Source organism: Halomonas sp. TD01 (assembly GCF_923868895.1).
Taxonomy (GTDB): domain Bacteria; phylum Pseudomonadota; class Gammaproteobacteria; order Pseudomonadales; family Halomonadaceae; genus Vreelandella.
In genome coordinates, this window is the sequence record NZ_OV350343.1 from 2,818,359 (window position 1) to 2,843,787 (window position 25,429).

At 52.3% G+C, this 25,429-nt stretch carries 23 protein-coding genes; 17 read left to right on the plus strand and 6 right to left on the minus strand.

Going from position 1 to position 25,429, the window contains the following annotated elements:
* The first annotated feature begins 22 nt into the window (after positions 1-22).
* From miaA to L1X57_RS12600, 7 genes are all read left to right on the plus strand, one after another.
* The gene (miaA, locus tag L1X57_RS12570) at positions 23-961 is read left to right on the plus strand and encodes a tRNA (adenosine(37)-N6)-dimethylallyltransferase MiaA (RefSeq protein ID WP_009721939.1); all 939 of its coding nucleotides are present in this window, start codon (positions 23-25) and stop codon (positions 959-961) included.
* Positions 962-1,112: 151 nt separating this feature from the next.
* Positions 1,113-1,361 carry an RNA chaperone Hfq gene (gene hfq / locus L1X57_RS12575; protein WP_009099947.1) on the plus strand — a complete coding sequence of 83 codons (249 nt, stop codon included), beginning with the start codon at positions 1,113-1,115 and terminating at the stop codon, positions 1,359-1,361.
* Positions 1,362-1,397: 36 nt separating this feature from the next.
* Positions 1,398-2,708 carry a ribosome rescue GTPase HflX gene (gene hflX, locus L1X57_RS12580; RefSeq protein WP_009721940.1) on the plus strand — a complete coding sequence of 437 codons (1,311 nt, stop codon included), beginning with the start codon at positions 1,398-1,400 and terminating at the stop codon, positions 2,706-2,708.
* Positions 2,709-2,856: 148 nt separating this feature from the next.
* Positions 2,857-4,113 (plus strand): FtsH protease activity modulator HflK, encoded by a 1,257-nt coding sequence (gene hflK / locus L1X57_RS12585; RefSeq protein ID WP_009721941.1) that lies wholly within the window; start codon positions 2,857-2,859, stop codon positions 4,111-4,113.
* Entirely contained in the window at positions 4,114-4,998 is an 885-nt protein-coding gene (hflC, locus tag L1X57_RS12590; protein WP_009721942.1) for a protease modulator HflC, read from the plus strand. It begins immediately after the preceding gene.
* 200 nt (positions 4,999-5,198) lie between these two features.
* Positions 5,199-6,392 (plus strand): ATP phosphoribosyltransferase regulatory subunit, encoded by a 1,194-nt coding sequence (locus L1X57_RS12595; RefSeq protein WP_009721943.1) that lies wholly within the window; start codon positions 5,199-5,201, stop codon positions 6,390-6,392.
* Positions 6,392-7,687, plus strand: coding sequence for an adenylosuccinate synthase (locus L1X57_RS12600; protein ID WP_009721944.1), 1,296 nt, complete (start codon positions 6,392-6,394; stop codon positions 7,685-7,687). The genes L1X57_RS12595 and L1X57_RS12600 overlap by 1 nt, the downstream gene beginning before the upstream one ends.
* 109 nt (positions 7,688-7,796) lie before the next feature.
* Here the strand turns inward: L1X57_RS12600 and cobO are convergent, their stop codons facing one another.
* Positions 7,797-8,396: a cob(I)yrinic acid a,c-diamide adenosyltransferase gene (cobO, locus tag L1X57_RS12605; RefSeq protein WP_009721945.1), complete on the minus strand. Its 600-nt coding sequence runs from the start codon at positions 8,394-8,396 to the stop codon at positions 7,797-7,799.
* Between the two features lie 226 nt (positions 8,397-8,622).
* Between cobO and L1X57_RS12610 the strand changes: the two genes are divergently transcribed.
* The 4 genes from L1X57_RS12610 to L1X57_RS12625 all read left to right on the plus strand — a co-directional run bounded on the left by L1X57_RS12610 (position 8,623) and on the right by L1X57_RS12625 (position 13,604).
* Positions 8,623-9,108 carry a YajQ family cyclic di-GMP-binding protein gene (locus L1X57_RS12610; protein WP_009721946.1) on the plus strand — a complete coding sequence of 162 codons (486 nt, stop codon included), beginning with the start codon at positions 8,623-8,625 and terminating at the stop codon, positions 9,106-9,108.
* An 84-nt stretch (positions 9,109-9,192) separates the two neighbouring features.
* The gene (gene pepN, locus L1X57_RS12615; protein ID WP_009721947.1) at positions 9,193-11,823 is read left to right on the plus strand and encodes an aminopeptidase N; all 2,631 of its coding nucleotides are present in this window, start codon (positions 9,193-9,195) and stop codon (positions 11,821-11,823) included.
* Positions 11,824-11,862: 39 nt separating this feature from the next.
* Entirely contained in the window at positions 11,863-12,822 is a 960-nt protein-coding gene (yegS, locus tag L1X57_RS12620; protein WP_009721948.1) for a lipid kinase YegS, read from the plus strand.
* A 41-nt stretch (positions 12,823-12,863) separates the two neighbouring features.
* Entirely contained in the window at positions 12,864-13,604 is a 741-nt protein-coding gene (locus tag L1X57_RS12625; RefSeq protein ID WP_009721949.1) for a hypothetical protein, read from the plus strand.
* A gap of 70 nt (positions 13,605-13,674) precedes the next feature.
* Here L1X57_RS12625 and L1X57_RS12630 read toward each other — a convergent pair whose 3' ends face one another.
* Positions 13,675-13,878, minus strand: coding sequence for a cold-shock protein (locus L1X57_RS12630; RefSeq protein ID WP_009721950.1), 204 nt, complete (start codon positions 13,876-13,878; stop codon positions 13,675-13,677).
* Positions 13,879-14,013: 135 nt separating this feature from the next.
* On the opposite strand from L1X57_RS12630, the gene L1X57_RS12635 reads away from it, so the two are divergent.
* Positions 14,014-14,670, plus strand: a complete 657-nt coding sequence (locus L1X57_RS12635) for a LysE family translocator (RefSeq protein ID WP_009721951.1) — start codon at positions 14,014-14,016, stop codon at positions 14,668-14,670.
* Between the two features lie 32 nt (positions 14,671-14,702).
* Here the strand turns inward: L1X57_RS12635 and L1X57_RS12640 are convergent, their stop codons facing one another.
* Entirely contained in the window at positions 14,703-16,655 is a 1,953-nt protein-coding gene (locus L1X57_RS12640) for a transglycosylase SLT domain-containing protein (RefSeq protein WP_009721952.1), read from the minus strand.
* A gap of 113 nt (positions 16,656-16,768) precedes the next feature.
* Between L1X57_RS12640 and L1X57_RS12645 the strand changes: the two genes are divergently transcribed.
* The 4 genes from L1X57_RS12645 to sixA all read left to right on the plus strand — a co-directional run bounded on the left by L1X57_RS12645 (position 16,769) and on the right by sixA (position 20,812).
* A complete protein-coding gene (locus L1X57_RS12645) occupies positions 16,769-17,116 on the plus strand; it encodes a YkvA family protein (protein WP_009721953.1) in 348 nt (115 codons plus the stop codon).
* Positions 17,117-17,218: 102 nt separating this feature from the next.
* Positions 17,219-19,123 (plus strand): molecular chaperone HtpG, encoded by a 1,905-nt coding sequence (gene htpG, locus L1X57_RS12650; RefSeq protein ID WP_009721954.1) that lies wholly within the window; start codon positions 17,219-17,221, stop codon positions 19,121-19,123.
* 116 nt (positions 19,124-19,239) lie between these two features.
* Positions 19,240-20,325, plus strand: coding sequence for an NAD(P)H-dependent glycerol-3-phosphate dehydrogenase (locus L1X57_RS12655; protein WP_009721955.1), 1,086 nt, complete (start codon positions 19,240-19,242; stop codon positions 20,323-20,325).
* Positions 20,318-20,812, plus strand: coding sequence for a phosphohistidine phosphatase SixA (sixA, locus tag L1X57_RS12660; protein ID WP_009721956.1), 495 nt, complete (start codon positions 20,318-20,320; stop codon positions 20,810-20,812). The genes L1X57_RS12655 and sixA overlap by 8 nt, the downstream gene beginning before the upstream one ends.
* A 70-nt stretch (positions 20,813-20,882) precedes the next feature.
* On the opposite strand, the gene gatB is transcribed toward sixA, so the two are convergent.
* The 3 genes from gatB to gatC all read right to left on the minus strand — a co-directional run bounded on the left by gatB (position 20,883) and on the right by gatC (position 24,153).
* Positions 20,883-22,337: an Asp-tRNA(Asn)/Glu-tRNA(Gln) amidotransferase subunit GatB gene (gene gatB, locus L1X57_RS12665; RefSeq protein WP_009721957.1), complete on the minus strand. Its 1,455-nt coding sequence runs from the start codon at positions 22,335-22,337 to the stop codon at positions 20,883-20,885.
* Positions 22,337-23,797, minus strand: a complete 1,461-nt coding sequence (gene gatA / locus L1X57_RS12670; RefSeq protein ID WP_009721958.1) for an Asp-tRNA(Asn)/Glu-tRNA(Gln) amidotransferase subunit GatA — start codon at positions 23,795-23,797, stop codon at positions 22,337-22,339. Before gatA ends, gatB begins: the two co-directional genes overlap by 1 nt.
* Before the next feature lie 68 nt (positions 23,798-23,865).
* On the minus strand, positions 23,866-24,153 hold the full coding sequence (gene gatC, locus L1X57_RS12675) for an Asp-tRNA(Asn)/Glu-tRNA(Gln) amidotransferase subunit GatC (protein WP_009721959.1): 288 nt from the start codon (positions 24,151-24,153) through the stop codon (positions 23,866-23,868).
* 229 nt (positions 24,154-24,382) lie between these two features.
* Here gatC and L1X57_RS12680 point away from each other — a divergent pair, with 229 nt between their 5' ends.
* A complete protein-coding gene (locus L1X57_RS12680; RefSeq protein ID WP_009721960.1) occupies positions 24,383-25,420 on the plus strand; it encodes a rod shape-determining protein in 1,038 nt (345 codons plus the stop codon).
* Positions 25,421-25,429: the final 9 nt, after the last annotated feature.

Below are 25,429 nucleotides of genomic sequence, written 5' to 3' on the forward strand. Positions count from 1 at the left end.
ACAAATGGAGTGCTGAGAGCAGATGGTTGACACACGCCCCTGGGCGATTTTTTTAATGGGGCCCACGGCAGCCGGTAAAACCGACACGGCGATGGCCTTGCACGAGCGTTTGGGGCATGAGCTGATCAGCGTAGACTCCGCGATGGTATACCGCGGAATGGACATTGGCAGTGCCAAACCGAGTGCTGCTGAGTTGGCGCGTGCACCGCATCGTTTGATTGATATTCGTGAACCGGCTGAGCCGTATTCGGCCGCTGATTTTCGTGAAGATGCGCTGCAGGAGATGCGGCAAATCAGCGCGGCTGGCAGCGTGCCATTATTGGTCGGCGGGACGATGCTCTACTTTAAGCGTCTGGTGGAGGGCGTTGCTAATTTGCCCGCTGCAGACGCTGCCATACGTCAACAGTTGGAAGCTGTGAGACAGAATAAAGGGTTAGCTGCGCTGCATCGTATGCTGGCTGAAGTGGATGTCGTTTCAGCGCAGCGAATTCATCCCAATGATCCACAGCGCCTAATGCGCGCACTTGAAGTATATTATGTCAGTGGGCGTCCTATGAGTGAGCTATGGGCGGAACAGCAGCCAGAAACCTTTCCCTGGCGGGTGTTGTCGATAGCGTTAGCACCTAGTGATCGACAATTGCTACACAACCGCATTGCTGTGCGTTTCAAAACAATGTTGGCTGAGGGCTTGATAGATGAAGTTGCCGCCCTCAAACAACGCCCTGATATCCATCTTGGCTTGCCAGCGATGAAGAGTGTTGGCTATCGTCAGGTATGGGAGTATTTAGACGGTAAGTACGACGAAAACGAGTTAATTGAACGTGGCGTGATAGCAACTCGCCAGCTCGCTAAGCGGCAGCTTACGTGGTTAAGAAGTTGGCCGTCGCTTACGTGGGTAGACTCGCAGCAGCCCGACGTGTTGGATAAGGTGCTGAAATTCGTGCGTGAAAGCGGTGCTTAGCGTAAGATAGTGATTTCGTAAGCAAGTGTTTTCGAGTGGCCGGCTGGCTCTTTTGACAACACCAGGCCTTTCGGGCAACAAGATTGCGGCGCAGCACCAGTAGGGCGCGCCATTTATAACCAACCCCAACGACAGTTTTAGGGAGAGCAACATGTCCAAAGGGCAGTCCCTTCAAGACCCGTACCTGAACATTTTGCGCAAGGAGCGCATTCCGGTCTCTATTTTCCTGGTGAACGGCATTAAGTTGCAGGGCCAGATTGAATCATTTGACCAGTTTGTCATTTTATTGCGCAATACCGTCAGTCAGATGGTTTATAAACACGCTATTTCCACGGTAGTGCCTTCGCGCAATGTGCGTTTGCCGGCACAAGATCCAGCCGCGCCTGACGCGGACATCTAACACCGCTGGATAGCTAGAGAGTCCACGAGGTATTGATTGTTTTTTGAGCGCCCAGATGCCGGTGAAACGGCAGTACTTGTTCACGTTGATTTTCATGATGAGCAAGCACGTGAAGACCCGGGTGAGTTCTTAGAGCTCGTGCGCTCTGCTGGCGCAGAGCCTGCGACATTACTCACCGCTAGCCGACAGCGCCCTGATTCCCGAACATTTATCGGGTCAGGCAAGTTGGAGGAGCTGCGAGCATTGCTCGCAGCTCACCAAGCCGAACTGGTGATCTTCAACCACAGCCTAAGCCCCTCCCAAGAGCGCAATCTTGAGCATGAACTCAAGTGTCGAGTACTCGATCGTACTGGTTTAATACTCGATATCTTCGCGCAACGGGCACGAACCCATGAGGGTAAGCTGCAGGTAGAGCTTGCCCAGCTTGAATATATGTCCACTCGCCTAGTACGCGGTTGGACCCACTTAGAGCGTCAAAAGGGCGGTATCGGTTTACGCGGCCCTGGCGAAACGCAGCTAGAAACCGACCGTCGTTTGTTACGCGGGCGCATTAAATCTATCCATAAACGGCTAGATAAAGTACGCAGCCAGCGTGATCAAAACCGTCGCGCCCGTTCACGCGCTGAAATTCACAGCGTTTCATTAGTTGGCTACACCAATGCCGGTAAATCGACGCTGTTTAACGCGCTTACCAATGCCAAGGTGTATGCGGCTGATCAGCTATTTGCCACGCTTGACCCAACACTTCGTCGCCTCGAAATCGAAGACGTAGGTCCTGTGGTGATGGCTGATACAGTAGGTTTTATTCGCCATTTGCCACACAAGTTGGTTGAAGCTTTCCGAGCGACGCTTCAGGAGGCTGCAGAGGCATCTCTATTGGTGCATGTAATTGATGCTGCTGATCCAGACCGCGATGTTAACGTTGAACAAGTCGATCGTGTGCTTAAAGAGATAGGCGCGGATAGCGTGCCAGTGCTCAAAGTCATGAATAAAATCGACCGGTTAGACAGTGCGCCACGAATTGAGCGAGATGGCCACGGCGTCCCCGAGGTTGTGTGGCTTTCTGCACAGCAGGGGAAAGGCCTTGATTTGCTGCATGAGGCACTAACCGAGCGTTTAGCGAATGATGTTATTGGCTTCTCGCTTACACTATCGCCGGAACAAGGTAAGCTTCGTGCTGGCTTGCATGAACTGAACGCAGTTCGTGAAGAATATTTTGATGAGCAAGGGCAGTCTGTTTTAGACGTACGCTTGCCTAGACGCGATTTTAATCAGCTAATGGCTCAACTTGGTGAGCGTGCCAATACCTACTTACCCGTCGCTTTACGCGAAATTGACGAATGGTAGCCAAGCAGGCTGCATAGCGTATGTAAATCGTGTATATGTGAACTTAGGTAGAAGTATGGTACAAGATTTATATAGTAATAATATTAAAAGCACCGGCCTCGCTAACCGTGAGGCTAAGTGCAGGTGAACACCTTAGTGGAGAAGAAGTATGGCCTGGAATGAGCCTGGTGGTGGCAACCAGCACGACCCCTGGAGCAGTGGTGGCCGACGTGGTAATAACGACGGTGATCGCGGCGGAAACAACGGTGGAGGTAATAATGGTGGCAATAATCAAGGTCCTCCCGACCTCGATGAAGCACTAAAGAAATTCCAAGATAAGTTAAACGGAATGTTGGGTGGTAGTGGCAAGAAAGGCCGTGGCGGTAACGGGAGTGGTAAAAGCGGTGGTGGTAAGCCGCGTAACTCTCTCGCGCTACCTGGCCTGCTGGTCATTGTCGCTTTAGCTATTTGGGCAGCGTCCGGTTTTTACCTGGTCGATCAGTCTGAGCGTGGTGTTGTGCTGCGTTTTGGTGAGTATCAGGGCATCGTAGATCCTGGTCTACAGTGGAATCCGCCGCTAATCGATGATGTTCGTATGGTGAACGTGACGCGTGTCCGGTCCGTTTCTCAAACGCAGTCTATGCTGACGCGTGACGAAAACATCGTCGAAGTGGAAATTTCTGCTCAGTATCAAGTGGCCAATCCCCGTGATTTCGTATTGAATTTACGTGATCCAGCACTTTCTATCGAAAATGCGTTGGATTCTGCGCTACGCCACGTTGTCGGCGGCACCGACATGATCGACATTTTAACCTCTGGTCGTGAAATTCTTGGTAGCTCTGTGGCAAGCCGACTCCAATCCTATTTGGATGCCTACGGCGCCGGTATTCGTCTGCAGACAATTAACATTGAGTCCACCTCAGCGCCAGCGCCCGTTATCGATGCTTTCGATGATGTAATCCGCGCACGTGAAGATCGTCAGCGTACGATCAACGAAGGTATGGCCTACGCCAATGCGATTATCCCAGCAGCACAAGGTCAAGCGCAGCGTGTGGTTGAGCAGGGCCAAGGTTATCGGGAATCGGTGGTAGCTGAAGCGCAAGGTCAGGCTAACCGCTTTAATGCGTTGTTAACCGAGTATCGCAACGCGCCTGACATCATGCGTGAGCGTATGTATCTAGATGCAATTGAAGAAGTCTTTGGAAATACTCCCAAAGTGTTGTTGGATGTAAGTGAAAATGCTCCCTTGATGTACTTGCCGTTGGATCAAATGCGCGGCACAAGCTCGGGTAGTGACAGTGCATCTTCCAGCAATAGCAGCAGCGGTGAGTCGATCGATCCACGAGTGCTGGATTCATTGCGGGGTAACCAAGGCAGTTCTTCATCCTCGTCATCAAGTAATCCCATTCGCAGGGAGGGCCGCTAAATGATTAATAATCGATCCCTGCTAATCGTAGGTGGCTTGGCCGCTGTGGCCTGGCTGGCGAGTAACAGCCTGTATGTTGTGGATGAAACCGAGCGTGCTGTGAAACTGCGTTTTGGTGAAGTCATCGAAGAGAATATTCAGCCAGGGCTGCATGTCAAAGTCCCGATCGCGCAAACGATCCGTAAGTTTGATACGCGTCTGCTGACACTTGATACTGATACCAGTCGTTATCTGACACTTGAGCAGAAAGCGGTTATTGTCGATTCTTATGTTAAATGGCAGGTGATTAATCCCACGCGCTACTACGAAGCTACAGCCGGTGATGAATTAATGGCAATTCGTCTGATTCAGCCGCGTGTCGATGAAAGCTTACGTAACGAGTTTGGTCGCTTAAATCTTCAGGAAATTATTGCCGAACGTCGCGATGATCTGATGACAGGCCCAACCGCTGATCTTGACGCGTTGATGCGCGATGAGCTGGGTGTGGCGATTCGGGATATTCGTATCAAGCGTATCGACTTGCCAGAAGACGTGTCGGCTGCGGTATTCGACCGGATGCGCTCTGAGCGTGAGCGTGAAGCTCGCGAATGGCGTGCACAAGGTCAGGAAGAAGCTGAGCGTATTCGCGCTAACGCTGACCGTCGACGTCAGGTGCTGCTTGCCCAAGCCAATGAGCGTTCTGAAACGCTGCGTGGTGAAGGTGACGCAGAAGCCGCCAGGATCTTCTCCCAGGCCTATGGCCAGGATCAGGAGTTCTTCGCTTTCTGGCGTAGTCTGAACGCTTATCGTGAAAGCTTCGCAGGTGATGACAACCTACTGGTGCTTGAGCCAGATAGTGATTTCTTCCGCTATCTGCGCAGCGCTGCTCCCAGTAACGCTGAGTAATATGGATGCAGCCAGCCCCGCTCGGTTATGCAATCCTAGCGGGGTTCATCTGGCGCACAAACGTGATAGACTTAATATTAACCGGGCGTCGCCCGGTTTTTTTGTGGCCCTTATTTCGCTAGCGCTTGTCTATGAACGCCTAAAACGCGTCATAATGTAGCTGCTTGTTTGGGCCTTCATTGTCTCGCAGGATTGTTCACATGACCATCGCTGACCGCTGGCTATTGCCCGACGGCATGGATGAGGTGCTGCCGCCTCAGGCAAGCCGCATGGAAGAGCTGCGCCGTGCGCTGCTTGATCTCTACCATTGCTGGGGCTACGACCAAGTAATGCCACCGCCGGTGGAGTTTTTGGACTCCTTGCTTACGGGCACCGGTACCGATCTAGATCTTCAGACGTTTAAATTAACTGACCAGCTAACGGGCCGAATGATGGGCGCATCTGCCGATGTGACTCCTCAGGTGGCGCGTATGGATGCTCACTCGCTAAAGCGCCAAGGGCCGGTTCGGTTGTGCTACTGCACGAATGTGCTGCGCGCTAAAGCCGACCAGCACCAGGGTGGTCGAAGCCCTGTGCAGGTAGGGGTCGAGCTGTTTGGTCACGCAGGTTTAGAAGCTGACGGCGAAATTATTCATTTGGCACTGGCCAGCTTAAAAGCCGCGGGCGCTGATGAAATTCATTTGGCGCTGGGCCATATTGGCATTTATCGTAGCCTTGTTGAGGCAGCCGCGCTTAGCGATGAGCAGGAGCGGGCGCTGTTTGAAGCACTGGCGCTGAAATCGCCTGGCCAATTAGCTGAGCTAGTTCATCGCAGTGTCAGCGATCCAGCCCTGGCAGATATGCTCATGGCGCTTGGTGAGCTGCATGGTGATGCGAGTGTGTTAAGGCAGGCTCGAGACCGTCTTGCTGGTGCGCCTGCGCCAGTGATGGCGGCACTTGACCAGTTGGAAGCACTTTATAAAGGTGTATTGGCGCGTTTTGACGTTTCGCTCTATTTTGATTTGGCTGAGTTGCGTGGTTATCAATACCACACCGGCATGATGTTTGCCGCCTATGTGCCTGGCTATGGCCATGCATTGGCCAAAGGCGGACGCTATGATGACACTGGCCGTGCTTTTGGCCGTGCGCGTCCGGCGACCGGTTTTTCTATGGATTTAAAACAGTTGGCATCGCTGGCGTTGGCTTCACCCAGCCAGGGTGCTATTTGGGCGCCTGCCCAAGAAGAAGAGTCGCTTAACGCTGCCATTGCTACGCTGCGTGAGCAGGGTGAACGCGTGATTCAAGCGCTGCCTGGGCAGCGTACTGGGCCGGCGGAGCACAGTTGTGACCGCCGTCTTGAGTTTATTGACGGTCGTTGGCAGACAACGACCCTGACACAAGAGACGAGTGCATAATGGGTAAGAATGTCGTAGTCCTGGGTACCCAATGGGGTGATGAAGGCAAAGGCAAGATTGTTGACCTGCTCACCGAGTCAGCCTCTGCAGTGGTGCGCTTTCAAGGCGGTCATAACGCAGGCCATACCTTGGTTATTGACGGTGAGAAAACGGTTCTTCACCTGATCCCCTCTGGTGTGCTGCGTCCAGGTAAAACCTGTGTGATCGGTAATGGCGTAGTGCTGTCGCCTGAAGCGCTGATCAAAGAGATCCGTGAGCTTGAAGAGAAGGGCGTTCCGGTACGTGAGCGCTTGCGCTTGTCACCTGCTTGTCCGCTGATCCTGCCTTACCATGTGCGCTTAGATCAAGCGCGTGAAAAAGCGCGCGGCATTGCTAAGATCGGCACCACTGGTCGTGGAATCGGGCCTGCTTACGAAGATAAAGTAGCACGTCGTGGTCTGCGCTTAGGCGATATGCTCCATCGTGAACGCTTTGCCTCGAAGCTTGGCGAGGTATTGGACTACCACAACTTTGTGTTGGTGAACTATCACGGCGAGCCGGCGGTCGACTTCCAGGAAGTGCTGGACACCGCTATGCAGATGGCCGAAGAGCTAAGACCTATGGTCACTGACACTGTTAGTATGGTGCATGACCTTCGTAAAGCCGGTGAGAACATTCTGTTTGAAGGTGCTCAAGGCTCGCTGCTAGATATCGATCACGGTACCTACCCCTACGTCACCAGTTCTAATACAACGGCTGGCGGAACGGCTACAGGATCGGGTGTTGGTCCGCTTTACTTAGACTACGTGCTGGGTATTACCAAAGCCTATACCACCCGTGTTGGCTCTGGCCCATTCCCGACTGAGCTTTTTGACGACCATGGCCGTCATTTAGCCGAACGTGGGCACGAGTTCGGTGCAACCACCGGCCGCCCGCGCCGTTGTGGTTGGTTTGACGCCGTAGCGTTGCGTCATGCGGTACAGATCAACTCGGTTTCTGGTATTTGCTTAACCAAGCTTGACGTTTTGGATGGCCTGGAAAATATCCGTGTGTGCGTGGGTTATCGCAGCAAGGATGGCGAAGTTCTAGATAATCCGGTGGATTCAGAAGGTTATGAAGCCGTTGAGCCGCTTTACCACGATCTGCCGGGCTGGAAAGAATCTACCTTGGGCGCTAAGCGGGTTGAAGACCTGCCAGCTAACGCTCGTGCTTATATTAGCTTCTTAGAAGAGCAGGTAGGTACCAGCATCGACATTATCTCAACCGGCCCTGACCGTGTTGAAACAATTGTGTTGCGTAACCCGTTTGACGGCTAAGCCAGCATGCATAGATAGACGGTGTGGCTGTGAGTAAGTAGCTGAAACCAGTAATTGAAAAAGGGGCGATTCATTCGCCCCTTTTTTCTTTTAAGCAGCTGTATTGAAACTAAAAGTCGATACCGCGACGGGCCTGAAGGCCATTATTGAAAGCATGTCGGACTTCTTGCATCTCCGTTACTGTATCCGCCATTGCCACCAAATCTCGATGAGCATTGCGTCCAGTAATAATCACGGTTTGTTCTTGCGGTCGATTGACCAGTGCTTGCTTAACCGTATCAATATCTAAATAACCGAACTTCAGCATGTAAGTAATTTCATCCAGTACAACGAGGTAAGTCGCTGGGTCTGCGAGCATTTTTTCAGCCTCTTGCCATACTTCTTGGCAAGCTTTGGTGTCTGCCTCACGGTTCTGAGTGTCCCAGGTAAAGCCTGTGGCCATGATGGCAACGCTGAGATTTGAGTCCTCCTCTAGCCGATTGCGTTCACCACACTCCCATAATCCCTTGATGAACTGTACAACACCGACTTTATAGCCGTAGCCAAGCGAGCGAGTGACGGTACCCCAGGCGGCGGTTGTTTTGCCTTTACCATTACCCGTATTTATTAGTAACAGCCCACGCTGTTCAGTAGCGTTGGCAACTTTCTCGTCAACTCTGGCTTTCAGTTTTTCCATCGACGCTTTGTGACGTGCATCGCGATCGCTCATGGTAAGTGTCCATCGGCAAGTGATTGATTCAATGATGGCTAGGGTAATCCATTCAGCGCCAATTTAATATTGCTAAAGTTTAACTCTTGTATAACTAAGTTGAGTTGCTGTTCAGGTTTTGGAGATGTCGAGATTGGAGCTGGTGAGACACATTATGTAAGAGAATTGGCCGGTTGGGTGCTAGCTGCTCTAGAATAGTGGGTCATGTCTTACTAGGAATTATGCCATGCCCTCATTTGATATTGTTTCAGAGTTTGATCAGCACGAAGCGTCTAACGCTGTCGACCAAGCAAATCGTGAAGTGCAGTCGCGCTTTGATTTTAAAGGTGTCGACGCCAGCTTTGCGCTGGAAGGAGAGAAAGTTCAACTTGAGGCTGAGGTTGATTTCCAGTTGAAGCAAATGATTGATGTGTTGCGCAATCGGCTGATCGCGCGGGGAATTGATGCCCGCTGTATGGATATTCAAGACCCGGTATTGTCTGGCGTGAAGGCCCGTCAGGAAGTTGTTCTAAAGCAGGGGCTTGACCAGGCTGAAGCAAAAGATGTGGTGAAGCGTATCAAAGCCAGTAAGCTAAAAGTACAAGCTCAAATTCAGGGTGAAAAAGTGCGCGTTACGGGTAAAAAACGCGATGATCTTCAGAGTGTGATGGCGCTATTACGTGGCGAGGAGGGGCCTGAATTACCGCTACAATTCGATAACTTCCGTGATTAATTATCTCGATCGACAGTAATGCGATGGTGCAGCGTGAGGCGCTGCCTCATCAAATAATTTATAAGTTTATAGGAGTCACGCACTATGTCTGATCCGCAGCCGGTTTATTTAAGCGACTACCAGCCGCCCGCCTACCAAGTTACCCATACCGAGCTGACGTTTGATCTTGACCCTGCAGCAACCCGCGTGAAAGCACGACTGCAAATAGAGCGTCATCCAAGCGCTGACTCAACAGCACCGTTAGTGCTTAACGGTGAGCATCTAACGCTGATATCACTGGCTATCGATGGTAATCCTTTGTCTGATGCCGCGTATCAGCTAACGGACGAGGTGCTGCGTATAGCGGATGTGCCAGAGGCCTTTACTCTGGAAAGTGAGGTAGAGCTTGCTCCCTGCAGCAATACGGCATTGGAAGGGTTATATCAATCTAACGGCATGTATTGCACTCAGTGTGAAGCAGAAGGCTTCCGGCGAATTACTTACTACCCCGACCGTCCTGATGTGATGGCTACCTTTAAAGTAACGGTGATTGGTAACGCTATCAGTGAGCCAGTGCTACTCGCCAATGGTAACCCTATTGATCAAGGTGCGCTGGAGAATGGCCGCCACTTTGCGACCTGGGAAGACCCGCACCCGAAACCCTGTTATCTGTTCGCTTTAGTTGCCGGTAATTTGCATAAGGTGGAAGATTTTTTTGAAACTATGAGCGGTCGCAACGTGACGCTGCAGCTGTGGGTAGAGCAAGAAAACCTAGATAAGACCGAGCATGCGATGGCTTCCCTCAAGCGTGCTATGGCGTGGGATGAGCAGACCTATGGCCGTGAATACGATCTTGATCTGTTTATGATTGTGGCAGTGAATGACTTCAATATGGGGGCAATGGAAAACAAAGGGCTTAATATATTTAATTCTGCTGCGGTATTAACCCATCCCAATACCGCGACGGATGCAGCCTTCCAAAATGTGGAAGGGATTGTTGCCCACGAATATTTTCATAACTGGTCGGGCAATCGAGTGACCTGTCGTGACTGGTTCCAGCTCTCTTTAAAAGAGGGTTTTACAGTATTTCGCGACCAGTGTTTTTCCGCAGATACCAACTCGGCCCCCGTTAAGCGCATTCAAGACGTATCGTTTTTCCGCACTGCTCAGTTTGCCGAAGATGCTGGGCCAACGGCGCATCCGATCCGGCCAGACCACTTTATCGAGATCACCAACTTCTACACCCTGACGATTTACGAAAAAGGCGCAGAGGTTGTACGTATGCTGCGCAATTTGCTGGGCTGGGAAGACTTCCGCCGCGGTTCTGATCTTTATTTTGAGCGTTTTGATGGTCAAGCAGTGACCATTGAAGACTTTGTTGGCTGCATGGCTGAGGTGTCTGGCGCGGATCTTAGTCAATTTATGCGCTGGTACTCCCAGGCGGGCACGCCTGAAATCGATGCGCATGGTGAGTACGATTACGCTCATGCGGAGTACCATCTCACCCTGCGTCAGCGTACCCCCGCGACCCCCGGGCAGTCAGACAAACTGCCGCTGCACATTCCTGTGCGTATGGGGCTAGTGGGAACCAAGTCGGGGCAGGACCTGACATTAACAATGTCAGGTGAAAAACTAGGTAAAGATGCTGTTATTCATCTCACTGAAGATGAACAGACGTTTGTCTTTACTGATGTTGCTGAAGCACCTGTTCCTTCACTGCTGCGCGATTTTTCTGCACCCGTAAAACTACACTTTCCCTATTCACGGGAAGATCTTGCGTTTTTGCTGACTCATGACAGCGATGGCTTTAACCGTTGGGATGCGGGTCAGCGGCTAGCTATGCTGGCGTTAGATGATCTGATCGCCGCGCATCGTAACGGCGTGGAAAAGGTAATGGATAGCCGTGTTGTTGAAGCGTTTAGAACACTGCTTACCGGCTCTATGAGCGATAAAGCGGTGCTTGCCGAAATGCTGACGCTACCCTCTGAAGCCTATATTGCCGAGCAGCAGCCGATCGTGGATGTGGACGCGATACACGCCGCTCGCGAATTTGTGCGTCAGTCGTTAGCCGTTGCGCTTCGTGATGAATTTGTCGCCGTGTATAAAGCGAACCAAAGCAATGAGACCTACGCGCCAACGCCTGAACAGATTGCCCAGCGCAGCCTCAAAAACGTTGCATTAACCTATCTAATGTCGATTGAGGATGAAGAGGGTATTGTGCTTTGTGAAACGCAGTTCGCTGCGGAACATAACATGACCGATGTTCGGCACGCGCTCACCTTATTGGTACACAGTGACCGTGATGATATTGCGTCTCCGGCATTGAAAGCATTTGGCGAAAAATGGGCACACGACCCGTTGGTAATGGATCAGTGGTTTACCATACAGGTATCTCGCCCGCAGGCGGATGTTCTCGATCGTGTTCAATATCTAATGCAGCATCCAGCATTTTCAATTAAGAATCCTAATAAAGTGCGCGCTCTGATAGGCGCATTTGCCCAAAACCGGGTAAATTTCCACCGTTTAGACGGTAAGGGGTACGCGCTGTTAGCCGATGTGGTTATCGAGCTGAATCGCTTGAATCCCGAAATAGCCGCACGTCTGGTGACGCCGTTAACGCGGTGGCAGCGTTTCGATGAAGAACGTCAACAGCTAATGCGCGATGAGCTTGTGCGTATTAAGCAAGAGCCACTATCGTCCAACGTGTTCGAAGTTGTTGAGAAAGCGTTGGCATAAGATATGCCAGCGAACTAACCATGGAGAGGGAAAGCGCCGGTGACAGATACACAGCAGCACTATTTACTGATTATTAACGGTAAGTCTGCCGGAAATCCGGCGCTGCGCGAAGCTGTTGAAGAGCAGCGCAAGACAGGGATGTCGATTACCGTACGTTCGACCTGGGAAGGTGGTGATGCCGCTGAGTTCGCTGCTCAGGCGGTTGAGTTAGGCGCTACACGGGTCATTGCCTGCGGTGGCGATGGTACCGTTAATGAGGTGGTTAACGGGTTGATGCGAATTGCTCATGACCTGCGTCCAGCACTAGGCATTGTGCCTTTAGGTAGTGCCAATGATTTTGCTACTTCCCTCGGCTTGCCGCTAGAGCCAGGGTCAGCGCTTGAGGCTGCAAGACACTTGTCTCCATCGCCGATTGATGTGATCAGAATGACCGCTCAGTCAGGCGCAGAAGAAGCGGTTAGTTATTACGTCAACATGACAACCGGTGGATTTGGCGCTGAAATTACCTCATCAACCCCCAAAACGTTGAAGCGCATGTTAGGCGGTGGCGCATATTCCCTAATGGGCGCTTTAAAAGCATGGCGGCACCGTAGCTATCGCGGCACGTTGCATTGGGGAGACCAGGAACAAGAAGCATCGTTGTTACTTCTCGCACTGGGCAATGGTCGCCAGTCCGGCGGGGGGCAAGTATTAGCACCAAGGGCAAAACTTGACGATGGTCGTTTTGATGTACTGCTAGTCAAGGATTTTTCATCAGCGGCCGAGTTGCCGACGTTGCTAAGTGAGCTGCAGCAGTTTCCTGCCGAAGGGCGATTTGTGCGTTATTTTACCGCCAGTCAGCTGTCGGTGACGACTCAGCAAGATGAAGAGCCTTGGCCGTTAACCTTAGACGGAGAGGCACGCCGCTATGAGCAATTTTGCGTCGAAGTAGTGCCCCTTGCCCTGAAAGTACTACTACCGGAAGGGTGTTCACTATTGACGGCTAATGATCGCCAATGATCGTTTTTTATTATTTGAATCACTATTAAGGAGAAAACCTAATGGTAAATCGCTTTTGGATGCCACTACTGGCCAGCCTTGCGCTCCTGCTAAGCGCCTGCGGCGATGCTCAGGAAGAGGCCACGACTGCAAGTGAAGAAAGCACCACTAGTAGTGATGCTGGCGCCCAACAGGAGCCTACTGCTGCAGACAGTAGCGAAGAGACAGATGAGTCCGCTAGTACTGATGATGTCGAGGATAATATTGAGGCACGTCAAGCGGCAGAGGAGCTTGAGGAAGCGGAAGCACTGAGAGATGGCAATGATGAAACATCGGCTGAGCCAACCTCACTCAATAATGAAGATGTACAGGCGGGGGAAGACACGCTTGCAGCGGACCCAGAAGATGCACTCGATGAAGCCAGTGCCATGCCTGGCGAAACCACTCGTTCAGATGTCGATGACGTCATTGCTGAAACCGAGCGCCGCTTTGAAGAAGCTCAGCGTCGTCTAGATGAGCAATTTCAAGAAGTAGAACAGCAGACACCAGCCATAGAACCAATGGATGGCGACGCTCCTACTCCAAGTTGGGAAACGGAGTCCAGCTTACCCGGTACATCTGACTTAGATACGAACTTAGAAGCAACTGACGTAGATGCGTTGATCGAAGATACTGAGCGTCGTTTTGAAGAAGCGCAAAAGCGTTTAGAAGAACAGTTTGAGGCCCTGGAGCGTGAGCAGCCAGTCAGTGAAAGCATGAACAGTATTGGTGAGGAGCAAGAAGCAGAGCGCGTTCAAGAGTAGCGTACTGACATAATCAGTAAATACGAATAAGGCCCGCTGCTTGAGCGGGCCTTGTTTTATTCCTCTGGCGTTAGACCGGACGAATGTTGGAAGCCTGAAGGCCTTTTTTACCCTGTGTTACTTCAAAGCTGACTTTTTGACCGTCTTGCAGGGTCTTGAAACCTTCAGCTTGAATTTCGGAGAAGTGGGCAAATAGATCGTCACCGCCGTCATCAGGAGAGATGAAGCCGTAACCTTTGGTCTCGTTGAACCACTTGACAGTGCCAGTTGCCATCGTCCATATCCTTAACATGCTTAATGATTGAGCGAGCATTCGTTGTGAATGCCTGCCAAAATTACTGTAGAAGCAAATAATTCAGACGTCCAGCTGCGGACTTAAGATTTTTTAACTTTTGGTGAGCTTGCTCTCATGATGCAACTTGGTTTTATCGATGCACAGTTTGTTTCGTTTCTTGTGGCGATAACGCTGCTATCAATAAGCCCTGGGGTTGATACGCTGCTTGTCATCCGCAACACCGCCCGTGGTGGTGTCCGGGATGGCATTGCAACAAGCATCGCTATTTGCTGCGGGCTGTTCGTCCACGCGACTATTTCAGCCTTGGGTATTTCACTGATACTGCTGCAGTCAGCTTGGGCATTTCATATGCTAAAGCTGGTGGGTGCGGCTTACCTGATTTGGTTGGGCATCTCCAGCTTGCTGGCGGCGCGTCGTGGCACTCCCTTGCCTGTGCAGGGCGTAATGAAAAGTGGCTCACCAGTGCCATTTTGGCAACCCATCAAAGAAGGCTTGCTTTCCAATGTCTTGAATCCCAAAACCGTGGTGTTCTACATGGCCTTTTTACCCCAATTTATCTCGCCTACGGACCCAGCACTACTGAAATCACTATGGCTTGCAGGGGTTCATTTCGTGATTGCCAATATCTGGCAAATTAGTGTGGTGTTAATGGTGGGGGGGGCAAGTAAATGGCTAGCGAGCGCTCGTTTTGCACAAACGCTCAATGCCGCTACAGGCGTTGTGCTAGTGGTATTTGGCGTTCGTTTAGCGTTAGAACAGCGCCCGGTATGACCGGGCGCTATGTTAGTGAAGGGTGGGCAAGTTTACCGGCTTACAAGCAGTGCGCGATCATAGCGAACGGCCTGCTCGCTCTCACTAAGCAGCGAGACGCCCTCACTATTGCCGCCGTTTGCCAGGCTTTCGAAAATAACCCGGTAGCTCAATACGGCTTGCACATAATCTCGGGTTTCCCGGAAAGGGATGCTTTCTACAAACAGATCAAATGATTCCATGCTGTTGTTGCCCAGCCATTGATCTACTCGGCCTGGCCCTGCGTTATAAGCGGCGGTAGCGGCTAACCGATTGCCTTGATAGCGTTCCAGCTTGTCGCGCAAGTAGGTGCTACCTAAGCGAATATTAAGCTCAGGTTCCAAAACGCCATAGGGACCTGGGTCATTTAGCCCCAGTTGGCGGCTAACTTGGCTCGCAGTACCTGGCATTAATTGCATTAACCCTCGGGCACCAGCAGGCGAAAGGGCGACTGGGTTGTAGGCGCTTTCACGGCGGGTGATGGCCATCAGTAAATAAGGATCAACGCCGGTTATGCGACCCCAATGTAGAAAGCTGTCACGATAAGCCGCTGGGAAACGCCAATCCAGCGCGTCCCACATTTCAGCTGCAATCGTGGTTTGCACTAAGCGAGCATGCCACTGCTGGTGAGCGGCGTAATCGGCGAGCGCCCGCGCCTGATAAGGTGTGCCATTCTGTACGGCATATAGCCACTCGCTGTTGGCTAACCCATCTTCGCCTATACGTAGGAGTGCTTCGGTGCGCTGAACCACCGGCAGGCGTGCCGTTTGTGCCCTGGTGGCTTCGTCAAAATGGTTGCGTTCTAAGTTGAGCTGGTAGGGTTGGTTGAGTTTTTCGGCAGCAGCAAAGCCATAGAAACTTCGGTCGATTGCTGCTTGTTGGTAACGCGCTAACGCTGCTTCACGATTACCCAGTTGCTCATTGGCCCTGGCTAGCCAGTACTGCCAGCGGCTACTTTCCTGCTGGCTACTAGGCATTTCGGTGATCCACTGGACGACATCGGTCCACTGTCTTTTGGCCAGAGCGTCGCGAACGCGCAGTTCTAATACGCGTTCGCTGTTCAGCGAGGGTAGGACGCTGTCGACCCAGGAAAGGGTGCCAGGAACGTTGCGTACGAGTGCATAAAACGCAAGTTCTTCTTCGATCGCTTGGCGGTCAGTATGGGCTAAGTTGAGGCGTGGCCCAATGGCTTGCCACGTTGAGAAGGCTGCTGGAGTGTTTTCTCGCGTGTAGCGCTGCATGGCGGCTTTATAAAACGCCGCCGTGGCAGCGCATTCAGGGCCAAGACAGGTAGGCGCTGAGGCAAGTGCGCTTGGTGAGCTTTTGACCGTTTCGGCTGTAGTCAGTGCTGTTTGCCACTGACTGCTCAGTAACCCGCCTAGATAGTTGCTTAAGCGCTCTTCGCCCGCCTGCCAGGCGAGCATTTTACGCTCCCAAATTGCCGTGGCATCAATGGTGCCATCCGCGCGAAGGCGATTAAATAGAGAATCGCAAGCGTCAGGCTGAGAGCTACCCACACGCCACAGCTCAAGACCCGCTTCGCGAGCTTCAATAGGCGCACTATTCAAGAGGGCAGTGTAGTAGTAACACTGACGAGCGGTGCCTGCTGGTACGCCGTCAGCAACGGCAAGCAGGTCGCCAAATCGACCCGCATAACCATACTTTGCTATCGCTTGGCCGCGTATCCATTCTGATAGCGGTGAATCAGCATGGCGCTCGATAAACTGCAGCACTTGACTGGGGGCAGCATTAGGCAACTGGCTACGTAGGCGGTGGTAGTCAACGTAGCCGCTGAGGATATGTCCTTCTATCGCACGGTCATTGATCTGTTGCCATTGCTGTTGGCGTGCTGCTTCAAGTGCCTCGCGCATCGCTGCGTCAGAGGTTGCCCAGGAGGCGGTGGGTAAACCGATGAACACCGCCGCACATAGGCTGCGGAACGTTAAACGAAATGGCGAAGCTTGCATGGCACTCCCTCTTGCTCGCTAATGGTTGTTAGCCGCTGTATTGCTAGGTCGGTGATGAACTAAATGCGTAAACAATGTTCTGACAATTACGATACCTGGAGGATTCAATAACGATGGCACGAATGTCTACGTGGTGGTTGTTTCGTCGGCTCAAAACCCGTGTGTGGGCAGTGAAACGCATTGGCCGAGCGCTAAAACTTTTTTTGCCTATGACGCGTGACGTGCTGCGAGGTAATTTTCGTCCTATCCCTTGGTCGGCATTTGGCCTGATGGCGTTAGCGCTTGCTTATCTTGTCATGCCCTTTGATCTTATTCCCGATTTTTTAGTAATGATTGGCATAGTTGATGATGTTTTGATCGTAGGTTGGTTGCTTAACCGTGTTGATGACCAGCTGTCAGAATATCGCACTTGGAAGTATGCAAAGGAAACGCCAGCTGCTTCTTCTCACTCACCTTCTTGAAATCCCGTCGCTTATCCCCATATTGAGTTCACAACCTTTTTCGCTCTTGCCTAACGTTGGGCAGGAGCGCCAAGCAAAACGTGATTAATGAGGGCTAAGCGCATGACGACGGCGACCCACGAAGAAACTCTTGGCTTTCAAACGGAAGTTAAGCAACTCCTAAACTTAATGATCCACTCCCTGTACTCCAACCGGGAGATATTTTTACGCGAGTTAATCTCTAATTCAGCTGATGCTTGTGACAAGCTTCGCTATGCCGCGCTTGATAACGACGCACTTTACGAGGGCGACAGCGAGCTGCGCATTGAAATTGAGCATGATCGCGAGGCTAACACCATCACGCTACGTGATAACGGCATTGGCATGAACCGCGATGACGTTATTGCGAATCTTGGCACTATCGCACGTTCAGGTACCGCAGAGTTCCTTAAGCAACTCTCTGGCGAGCAGCAAAAAGATGCTAAGTTGATTGGCCAGTTCGGGGTGGGTTTCTACTCTGGATTTATCGTTGCAGATGAAGTGACGGTGCGCACTCGCAAAGCGGGCACTGATGCCTCCGAAGGGGTGGAGTGGCGCTCGAAGGGTGAGGGTGAATTTACTGTTGCTGATATTGAATGTGAGCGTCACGGCACTGAAATCACGCTGCATCTTAAAGACGATGCCAAAGAGTTTGCCGATGACTATCGTCTGCAAGGGTTGGTGCGCAAATACTCCGACCATATTGAAGTGCCCGTGCGCATGCCGAAAACTGAAACGGCGAAGGACGACGAAGGCAACGATATTGAAGGCAGTGAAATCACCACGTGGGAAACGGTTAACGAAGCGACTGCATTGTGGGCTCGTCCTAAAAGCGATGTGACTGAGGATGAGTACAAGGCATTTTACAAGCATGTTGCCCACGATTTTAGTGACCCGCTAACCTGGAGCCACAATAAGGTTGAGGGCAAACTGGAATACACAAGCCTACTCTACGTACCGGGCCGTGCTCCGTTTGATATGTTTGATCGTGATGGTGCGAGAGGCGTCAAGCTCTATGTTCAGCGTGTGTTCATTATGGATGACGCCGAGCAGTTCTTGCCCCTGTACTTGCGCTTTATCAAGGGCGTATTAGATACCCGCGATCTCTCTTTGAACGTTTCTCGTGAACTGCTCCAGCAAGATCCTAAAGTCGATAAGATTAAAGGGGCGCTGACCAAGCGTGCGCTGGATATGCTCAAAAAGCTGGCGAAAGACAACGAGCAGTACCAGACTTTCTGGAACACATTTGGCAGCGTGCTAAAGGAAGGACCCGGTGAAGATGCTGCCAATCGCGAAAAGATCGCTGGCCTGCTACGCTTTGCCTCAACTCATACCGATACTGCCGCCCAGGAACACTCTCTGGTCGACTACGTTGAGCGTATGAAAGAAGGCCAGAAAAAGATTTATTACGTGGTGGCCGACAGCTTTAATGCGGCGAAAAACAGCCCCCACTTAGAGATCTTCCGTAAGAAAGGTATCGAGGTGCTACTGCTATCAGACCGTATTGACGAGTGGCTAATGAGCCATCTCACTGAGTTTGATGGTAAATCGTTTGCCGATGTGGCTAAAGGCGAGTTGGACCTTGGCGATGTGGAAGACGAAGAAGAGAAGAAGGCCCAGGAAGAGACGGCTAAAGCCAAAGAAGACTTGGTTAAGCGCGTCAAAGAGGCGCTAAGCGATGGCGTTCAAGAGGTGAAAATCACCCACCGTTTAACTGATTCGCCCGCCTGTGTAGTACTTCCTGAACACGAAATGGGCTACCAGATGCGTCGGATTATGGAGGCTGCTGGCCAGCCAATGCCTGAGGTGAAGCCGATTCTGGAGCTGAACCCCAACCATGCCCTGGTGGCGCGTCTGGAAAATGCTGACGGTGACCTGTTTGGACAGTTGGCGCATATCTTACTGGATCAAGCGATCATCGCTGAAGGTGGTCATCTTGATGACCCCGCCGCTTATGTTAAGCGGCTCAATAACGTCTTAACGGCTTAATACGTAAGTAGTTGATTGATGCGGCCCGCTTGGATAACCAAGCGGGCCGCTTGTTTTAATAGAGATGATGATAAAGTAAGTGCTAAACGCACGAGACCAACGATCAGGATATCGTCATGGCTGATGAGCAGCAGATGAATGTCGCAGTGCTGGGGGGCGGAAGCTTTGGTACCGCTCTGGCGAGTATTGCAGCAGATAATGGCGCTAAGGTACGCCAGTGGATGCGCGATGAAGCCTTGGTGGCGCAAATAAATCAGGAACATCGCAATGGGCGCTATCTGCCACATTACGTAATCAATTCCGCCGTCATCGCATCCACAGATCTTCAATCGGTGCTAGAAGACGCTGAGTTAGTGCTGATTGCTATCCCTTCTAAAGCGTTTCGCAGCGTTGTTCAGGCTGCCAAACCCTGGTTAACCCCGGAGCAAATTCTTGTCAGCACCACCAAAGGTATTGAGCAAGATAGCTTTTTGCTAATGAGCCAGGTGCTTGAGCAGGAAACTGGGTTTCCTCACGTTGGCGTCATAGCGGGGCCTAATTTAGCGTCCGAAATCGCTGATAAACAGTTGACCGCCACCGTCATTGCCAGCGCCGATGCGCTCACCAGAACGCGGGTACAGCAAGCGTTAGGCTGTCGCTATTTTCGCGTATATGCCAGCAATGATCGTCATGGTGTTGAGCTGGGTGGGGCGCTTAAAAATATCTATGCCATTGCGGCAGGTATGGCCGCAGCACTGGGAATGGGGGAAAACACTCGAAGCATGCTGATGACACGGGCATTAGCAGAAATGAGCCGCTTTGCAGTCGCGCAGGGCGCTAACCCTATGACGTTTTTAGGCTTGGCTGGCGTCGGTGATTTAATTGTTACCTGCTCTTCAAACCTATCCCGCAACTATCGAGTTGGCTACGCCATGGGTGAGGGGCGAGGCCTTGATGAGGCGGTGTCAGCTCTAGGCCAAGTGGCGGAAGGGGTAAATACTGTCAAGCTTGTCTGCGCTAAAGCGCGTGACATGGGCGTTTATATGCCGCTGGCAGAGGGCTTAAATCGTGTGCTGTTTGAGGGTGTTCCGGCTCAGGAGATGGCGCGTACCCTGATGATGGGTGAGCAAAGCAGTGATGTGGAATTTATTCTGCCCCGTGAAGCCGTTCAGCAGGCCCATCGTGATCAGGCGACTGCCGATAGTGGGGGTGAGCATGAGTAGTGGTTTGAGTAGCGTGCTGATTATGCGCCATGGGGAGGCAGCGCCGGGATTTCCTGACCATGCTCGGCCACTAACGCTGCAAGGTGAGCAGGAGGCCGACGCGATGGCCCACTGGCTGGCCTTGCGTATTGAGCAGGGCGAGCTGCCTTGTCCGACGATTTATGCCAGCCCTTTTCTGCGAGCACAGCAGACTGCTCAGCAGATTTGTGATGCCTTGGGAGTGCCGCTAAACACGCTGGCGTTTATTACCCCGGAAGATCCGCCTATTGAGGTCAGCGAGTGGCTGCTAAAACAATCTGCCGATGCTCCGATTATGCTAGTTAGCCATATGCCGCTGGTGGGTGAGTTGGCGGGTCTGTTAGTGGAAGGTGTGCCGAGCCGGGGAATAGGCTTTCCTACCGCCTCCATTGCAGAACTAGAAGCGGAAGTGTGGGCCGCTGGCTGCGCGCAGCTAAAACGCTTTACCCAGCCAAGCCAGCTGTTATAACGCTTAGAAACACAAAAAAAGCGGCTGCCTCGGCAGCCGCTATGACATTGATGTAAATCGTTGATCGACGTTACAACAATGCGTCCAGCTTCTCTTTTAGCAAGCCATTTACTTGCTGCGGATTCGCCGTACCACGAGATGCCTTCATAACTTGGCCTACGAAGTAGCCAATCATCTTGCCGCGCTTTTCTGGCTCGGAGTCGCGATATTGGGCAACCTGAGCCGGGCTCTCTGCGATCACCTGATCAATCATCGCTTCGATTGCGCCGGTATCAGTTACCTGTTTCAAGCCTTTTGCATCGATGACGGCATCGGCGCTATCGCCTTGACCATTCCACAGTGCCTGGAAGACTTGCTTAGCGGCTTTGCCGTTAATGGTGTCATCCAGTACGCGACGAATCAGCTCGCCGAGCTGGTGCGCGGAAACAGGGCTGTTCTGAATGCTCAGGTTCTCACGGTTAAGTGCACCCGAAAGCTCACCTTGTACCCAGTTGGCGGCCTGTTTGGCATCGCCGCATACCTGCTGCACCTCTTCGAAAAACTCGGCCATTTCTCGGCTAGCAGACAGCACGTGGGCATCATAGGCCGATAGGCCTAGCTCATTTTGGAAACGCGCCCGCTTGTCAGCGGGAAGCTCCGGCAACTGGCTGCGAAGGTGATCAAGGTAAGCTTGATCCAGCACCACGGGTAACAGATCCGGGCAGGGGAAGTAGCGATAATCGTTGGCTTCTTCCTTAGTGCGCATGCTGCGGGTTTCATCGCGATCAGGGTCAAACAGGCGGGTTTCCTGTACGACCTTGCCGCCATCTTCGATCAGCTCAATCTGGCGCTCGACCTCATAAGCAATGGCGCGCTCAACAAAGCGGAACGAGTTGACGTTTTTGATTTCCGCGCGAGTGCCGAATGCTTCTTGGCCTTTGGGACGCACCGAAACGTTAACATCACAGCGCATTGAGCCTTCCGCCATGTTGCCGTCGGAAATGCCCAAATAGGTCACGATAGAGTGGATCGCTTTGAGATACGCGGCGGCCTCTTTTGCGCTGCGCATATCCGGCTCAGAAACTATTTCCAGTAGCGGTGTGCCCGCCCGGTTAAGATCGATGCCCGTCATGCCATGGAAGTCTTCATGTAGCGACTTGCCGGCGTCTTCTTCAAGATGGGCGTGATGAATACGAATGCGCTTGGTCGACTCATCATCCAGGGTGATTTCGACATCACCCGCGCCTACGATCGGATGATACATCTGGCTGGTTTGATAGCCCTTGGGCAAATCTGGATAGAAGTAGTTTTTGCGGTCGAACACCGATACTTCAGGAATGTCGGCATGCACCGCAAGCCCAAACTGAACAGCCATGGCGACGGCTTGCTCGTTCAGCACAGGTAGAACGCCGGGTAAGCCAAGGTCAACGGCACAGGCTTGAGTGTTCGGTTCTGCGCCAAAGGCGGTAGAGGCACCAGAGAAAATTTTCGAACGAGTTGCGAGCTGAACGTGTACTTCCAGCCCAATCACGGTTTCCCATTGCATTAGGCGTTCTCCTCGGCAAAAGCAGGGCGTTGTAAGTGCCAATCAGTGGCTTGCTGGAACTGGTGTGCCACGTTTAGCAGCTGTGCTTCTGCAAAGTGGGTACCCAGAATTTGCAGGCCAACCGGGCGGCCATGGGAAAAGCCCGCAGGGACACTAATGCCAGGAATACCGGCCAGGTTAACGGCGATGGTGTAAATGTCTTGTAGATACATAGACACCGGGTCTTTCTTAGCGCCAAGATCAAACGCTGGCGTTGGCGATGCGGGGCCCATCAATACATCTACGTCTTCAAAGGCGTCCAGGAAGTCCTGTCGAATCAACCGGCGAACTTTCTGTGCTTTGGTGTAGTAGGCATCAAAAAAGCCTTCAGAGAGCGTGTGCGTGCCAATCAGAATGCGTCGCTTTACCTCATCACCGAAGCCTTCTTCACGAGATCGCTTGTAGAGATCAATAAGGTCAGACGGTGCATCGCAGCGATGACCAAAACGCACGCCATCATAGCGAGAGAGGTTCGAGGATGCTTCAGCAGGGGCAATAACGTAATAAGCCGGAATCGCATAGTGGGTATGCGGCAGGCTTACTTCGCGTACGGTCGCTCCTAGTGATTCATATACTTTTACTGCTTCGCGAACAGCTTTTTCGACGTCAGCGTCTAAACCATCGCCAAAGTACTCCTTCGGCAGGCCTATTTTGAGGCCGGAAAGCGGTGCGTTGAGCGTTTCGGTGTAGTCGGGAACGCCGCGGGCAACGCTAGTGGAATCGCGTACGTCATGTCCGGCAATCACATTGAGTAGATGCGCGCAGTCTTCAGCACTTTTTGCCATCGGGCCAGCCTGATCGAGGCTAGATGCATAGGCAATGATGCCGTAGCGAGAAACACGGCCATACGTTGGCTTCAGGCCGGTGATGCCACAAAACGCCGCTGGTTGGCGAATAGAGCCGCCGGTATCTGTGCCCATTGCAGCAGGTACAAGACCTGCTGCAACTGCTGCGGCGCTGCCACCGGAGCTGCCGCCAGGAACCGCAGTAAGGTCCCAAGGGTTTTTTACCGCACCAAAATAGCTATTTTCATTGGAAGAGCCCATAGCGAACTCGTCCATGTTGGTTTTACCCAGACTAATGGTGCCCGCTGCGTTGAGTTTTTCTACCACGGTGGCATTGTAAGGCGCGATAAAATTATCGAGCATTTTCGAACCGCAGCTGGTCTTAACCCCTTGGGTACAAAAGATATCTTTCAGTGCGAAGGGAATGCCTGTTAGCTTGCCAGCCTTGCCTGCTGCACGAGCGCTGTCGGCAGCTTCTGCCTGATTAAGTGCTTGCTCAGCAGTAACGGTAATAAAGCTATTGAGCGTGCCGTCAGCTTGCTCAATACGCTGTAAAAAGTGTGAAGTCAGCTCTCGGCTGGAAAGTTCACCGCTTTTCAGGGCGGTGGCAAGCTGCGTTACAGTTTTATCATGCATGACCCGGAAGCTCCGTTCGGGGGCGAATAGAAAGAGCAGAAAATAGCGGCCTGTGCGTGGTAATCTGGCTACTCCACCACGCGAGGTACGAGATATAGGCCATTTTCTACTGCCGGAGCACAGCGCTGGAAAGCGTCGCGCTGGTTAGTTTCCGTGACTTCGTCGGCTCGCAGCCGTTGCGTGGCATCCAGTGGGTGCGCAAGCGGCGCGACGCCATCGGTGTTCAGGCTTTGTAGCTGGTCGACCATGTCCAGGATGCGGCTTAGATCGTCGACAAAACCACTGGCTTGGTCATCGCTAACGGCGAGTCGGGCCAAGTGTGCGGCCCGGCGCACATGAGATTCTTCAAGCGCCATGATCGAAATTTCCTCGCAAACGTGATGGAACATATTCCGCATTCAGCGGTATACATACGGTCATCTTAAATTCGTCTTGTGTAGCAGACGTAGAAAATAGCCGCAAAAGGTACCACATATTGGCCCTAACGGGCAGTATTAGGCACGACTCGTGCTTGCTGCCAAGGGGTTGCGGTGATACCGTTTGCATCCGCACAGGGTTCCCGGTCTGCACTAGGTAACAACATCCATGTTCAAACGTTTGAGGGGGCTGTTTTCCAGCGATCTATCGATCGACTTGGGTACGGCCAACACACTGATTTATGTACGCGGTCGTGGCATCGTTCTCGATGAACCGTCCGTAGTCGCTATCCGCCAGTCTGGCAACATGCGCAGCGTGGCGTCGGTTGGTACCGATGCCAAGCGTATGCTCGGTCGCACGCCAGGCAATATTACCGCCATCCGCCCGATGAAAGATGGTGTTATTGCCGATTTCACCGTGACTGAGCAGATGCTTCAACACTTTATTCGTAAAGTGCATCAAAGCACCTTCTTAACGCCCAGTCCTCGTGTCTTGGTGTGCGTTCCCTGCATGTCAACGCAGGTTGAACGGCGCGCGATTCGTGAGTCGGCGGAAGGTGCTGGCGCACGCGAAGTGTTTTTGATCGAAGAGCCGATGGCCGCCGCAATTGGTGCCGGGCTTCCGGTTGAAGAAGCGCAGGGCTCAATGGTGGTTGATATCGGTGGTGGTACTACCGAAATCGCCATTATTTCGCTCAACGGCGTGGTTTATTCTGAATCTATCCGTGTCGGTGGTGACCGTTTTGATGAGGCCATCACTGCGTATGTTCGTCGTCACTACGGCAGCCTGATTGGTGAAGCCACCGCTGAGCGAATCAAAGAAGAGATCGGTTGTGCTTATCCTGGGGGCGAACTGCGCGAAATTGATGTGCGTGGTCGTAACTTGGCGGAAGGCATACCGCGTAGTTTCACACTGAACTCCCACGAGATTCTTGAAGCACTTCAAGAAACATTGGGTTCCATTGTGGCAGCGGTCAAAAGTGCTCTTGAACAATCACCGCCGGAACTAGCTTCCGATATCGCTGAGCGTGGTTTGGTGCTGACAGGTGGTGGTGCACTCTTACGTGATCTCGATAAATTGATCGCTGAAGAGACAGGCCTGCCGGTGATTGTGGCTGAAGATCCGCTCACCTGTGTGGCCCGCGGTGGCGGTAAGGCGCTGGAAATGATTGATCAGCATACCTTCGAGTTGCTGTCGAGCGACTGATCGTAGCGG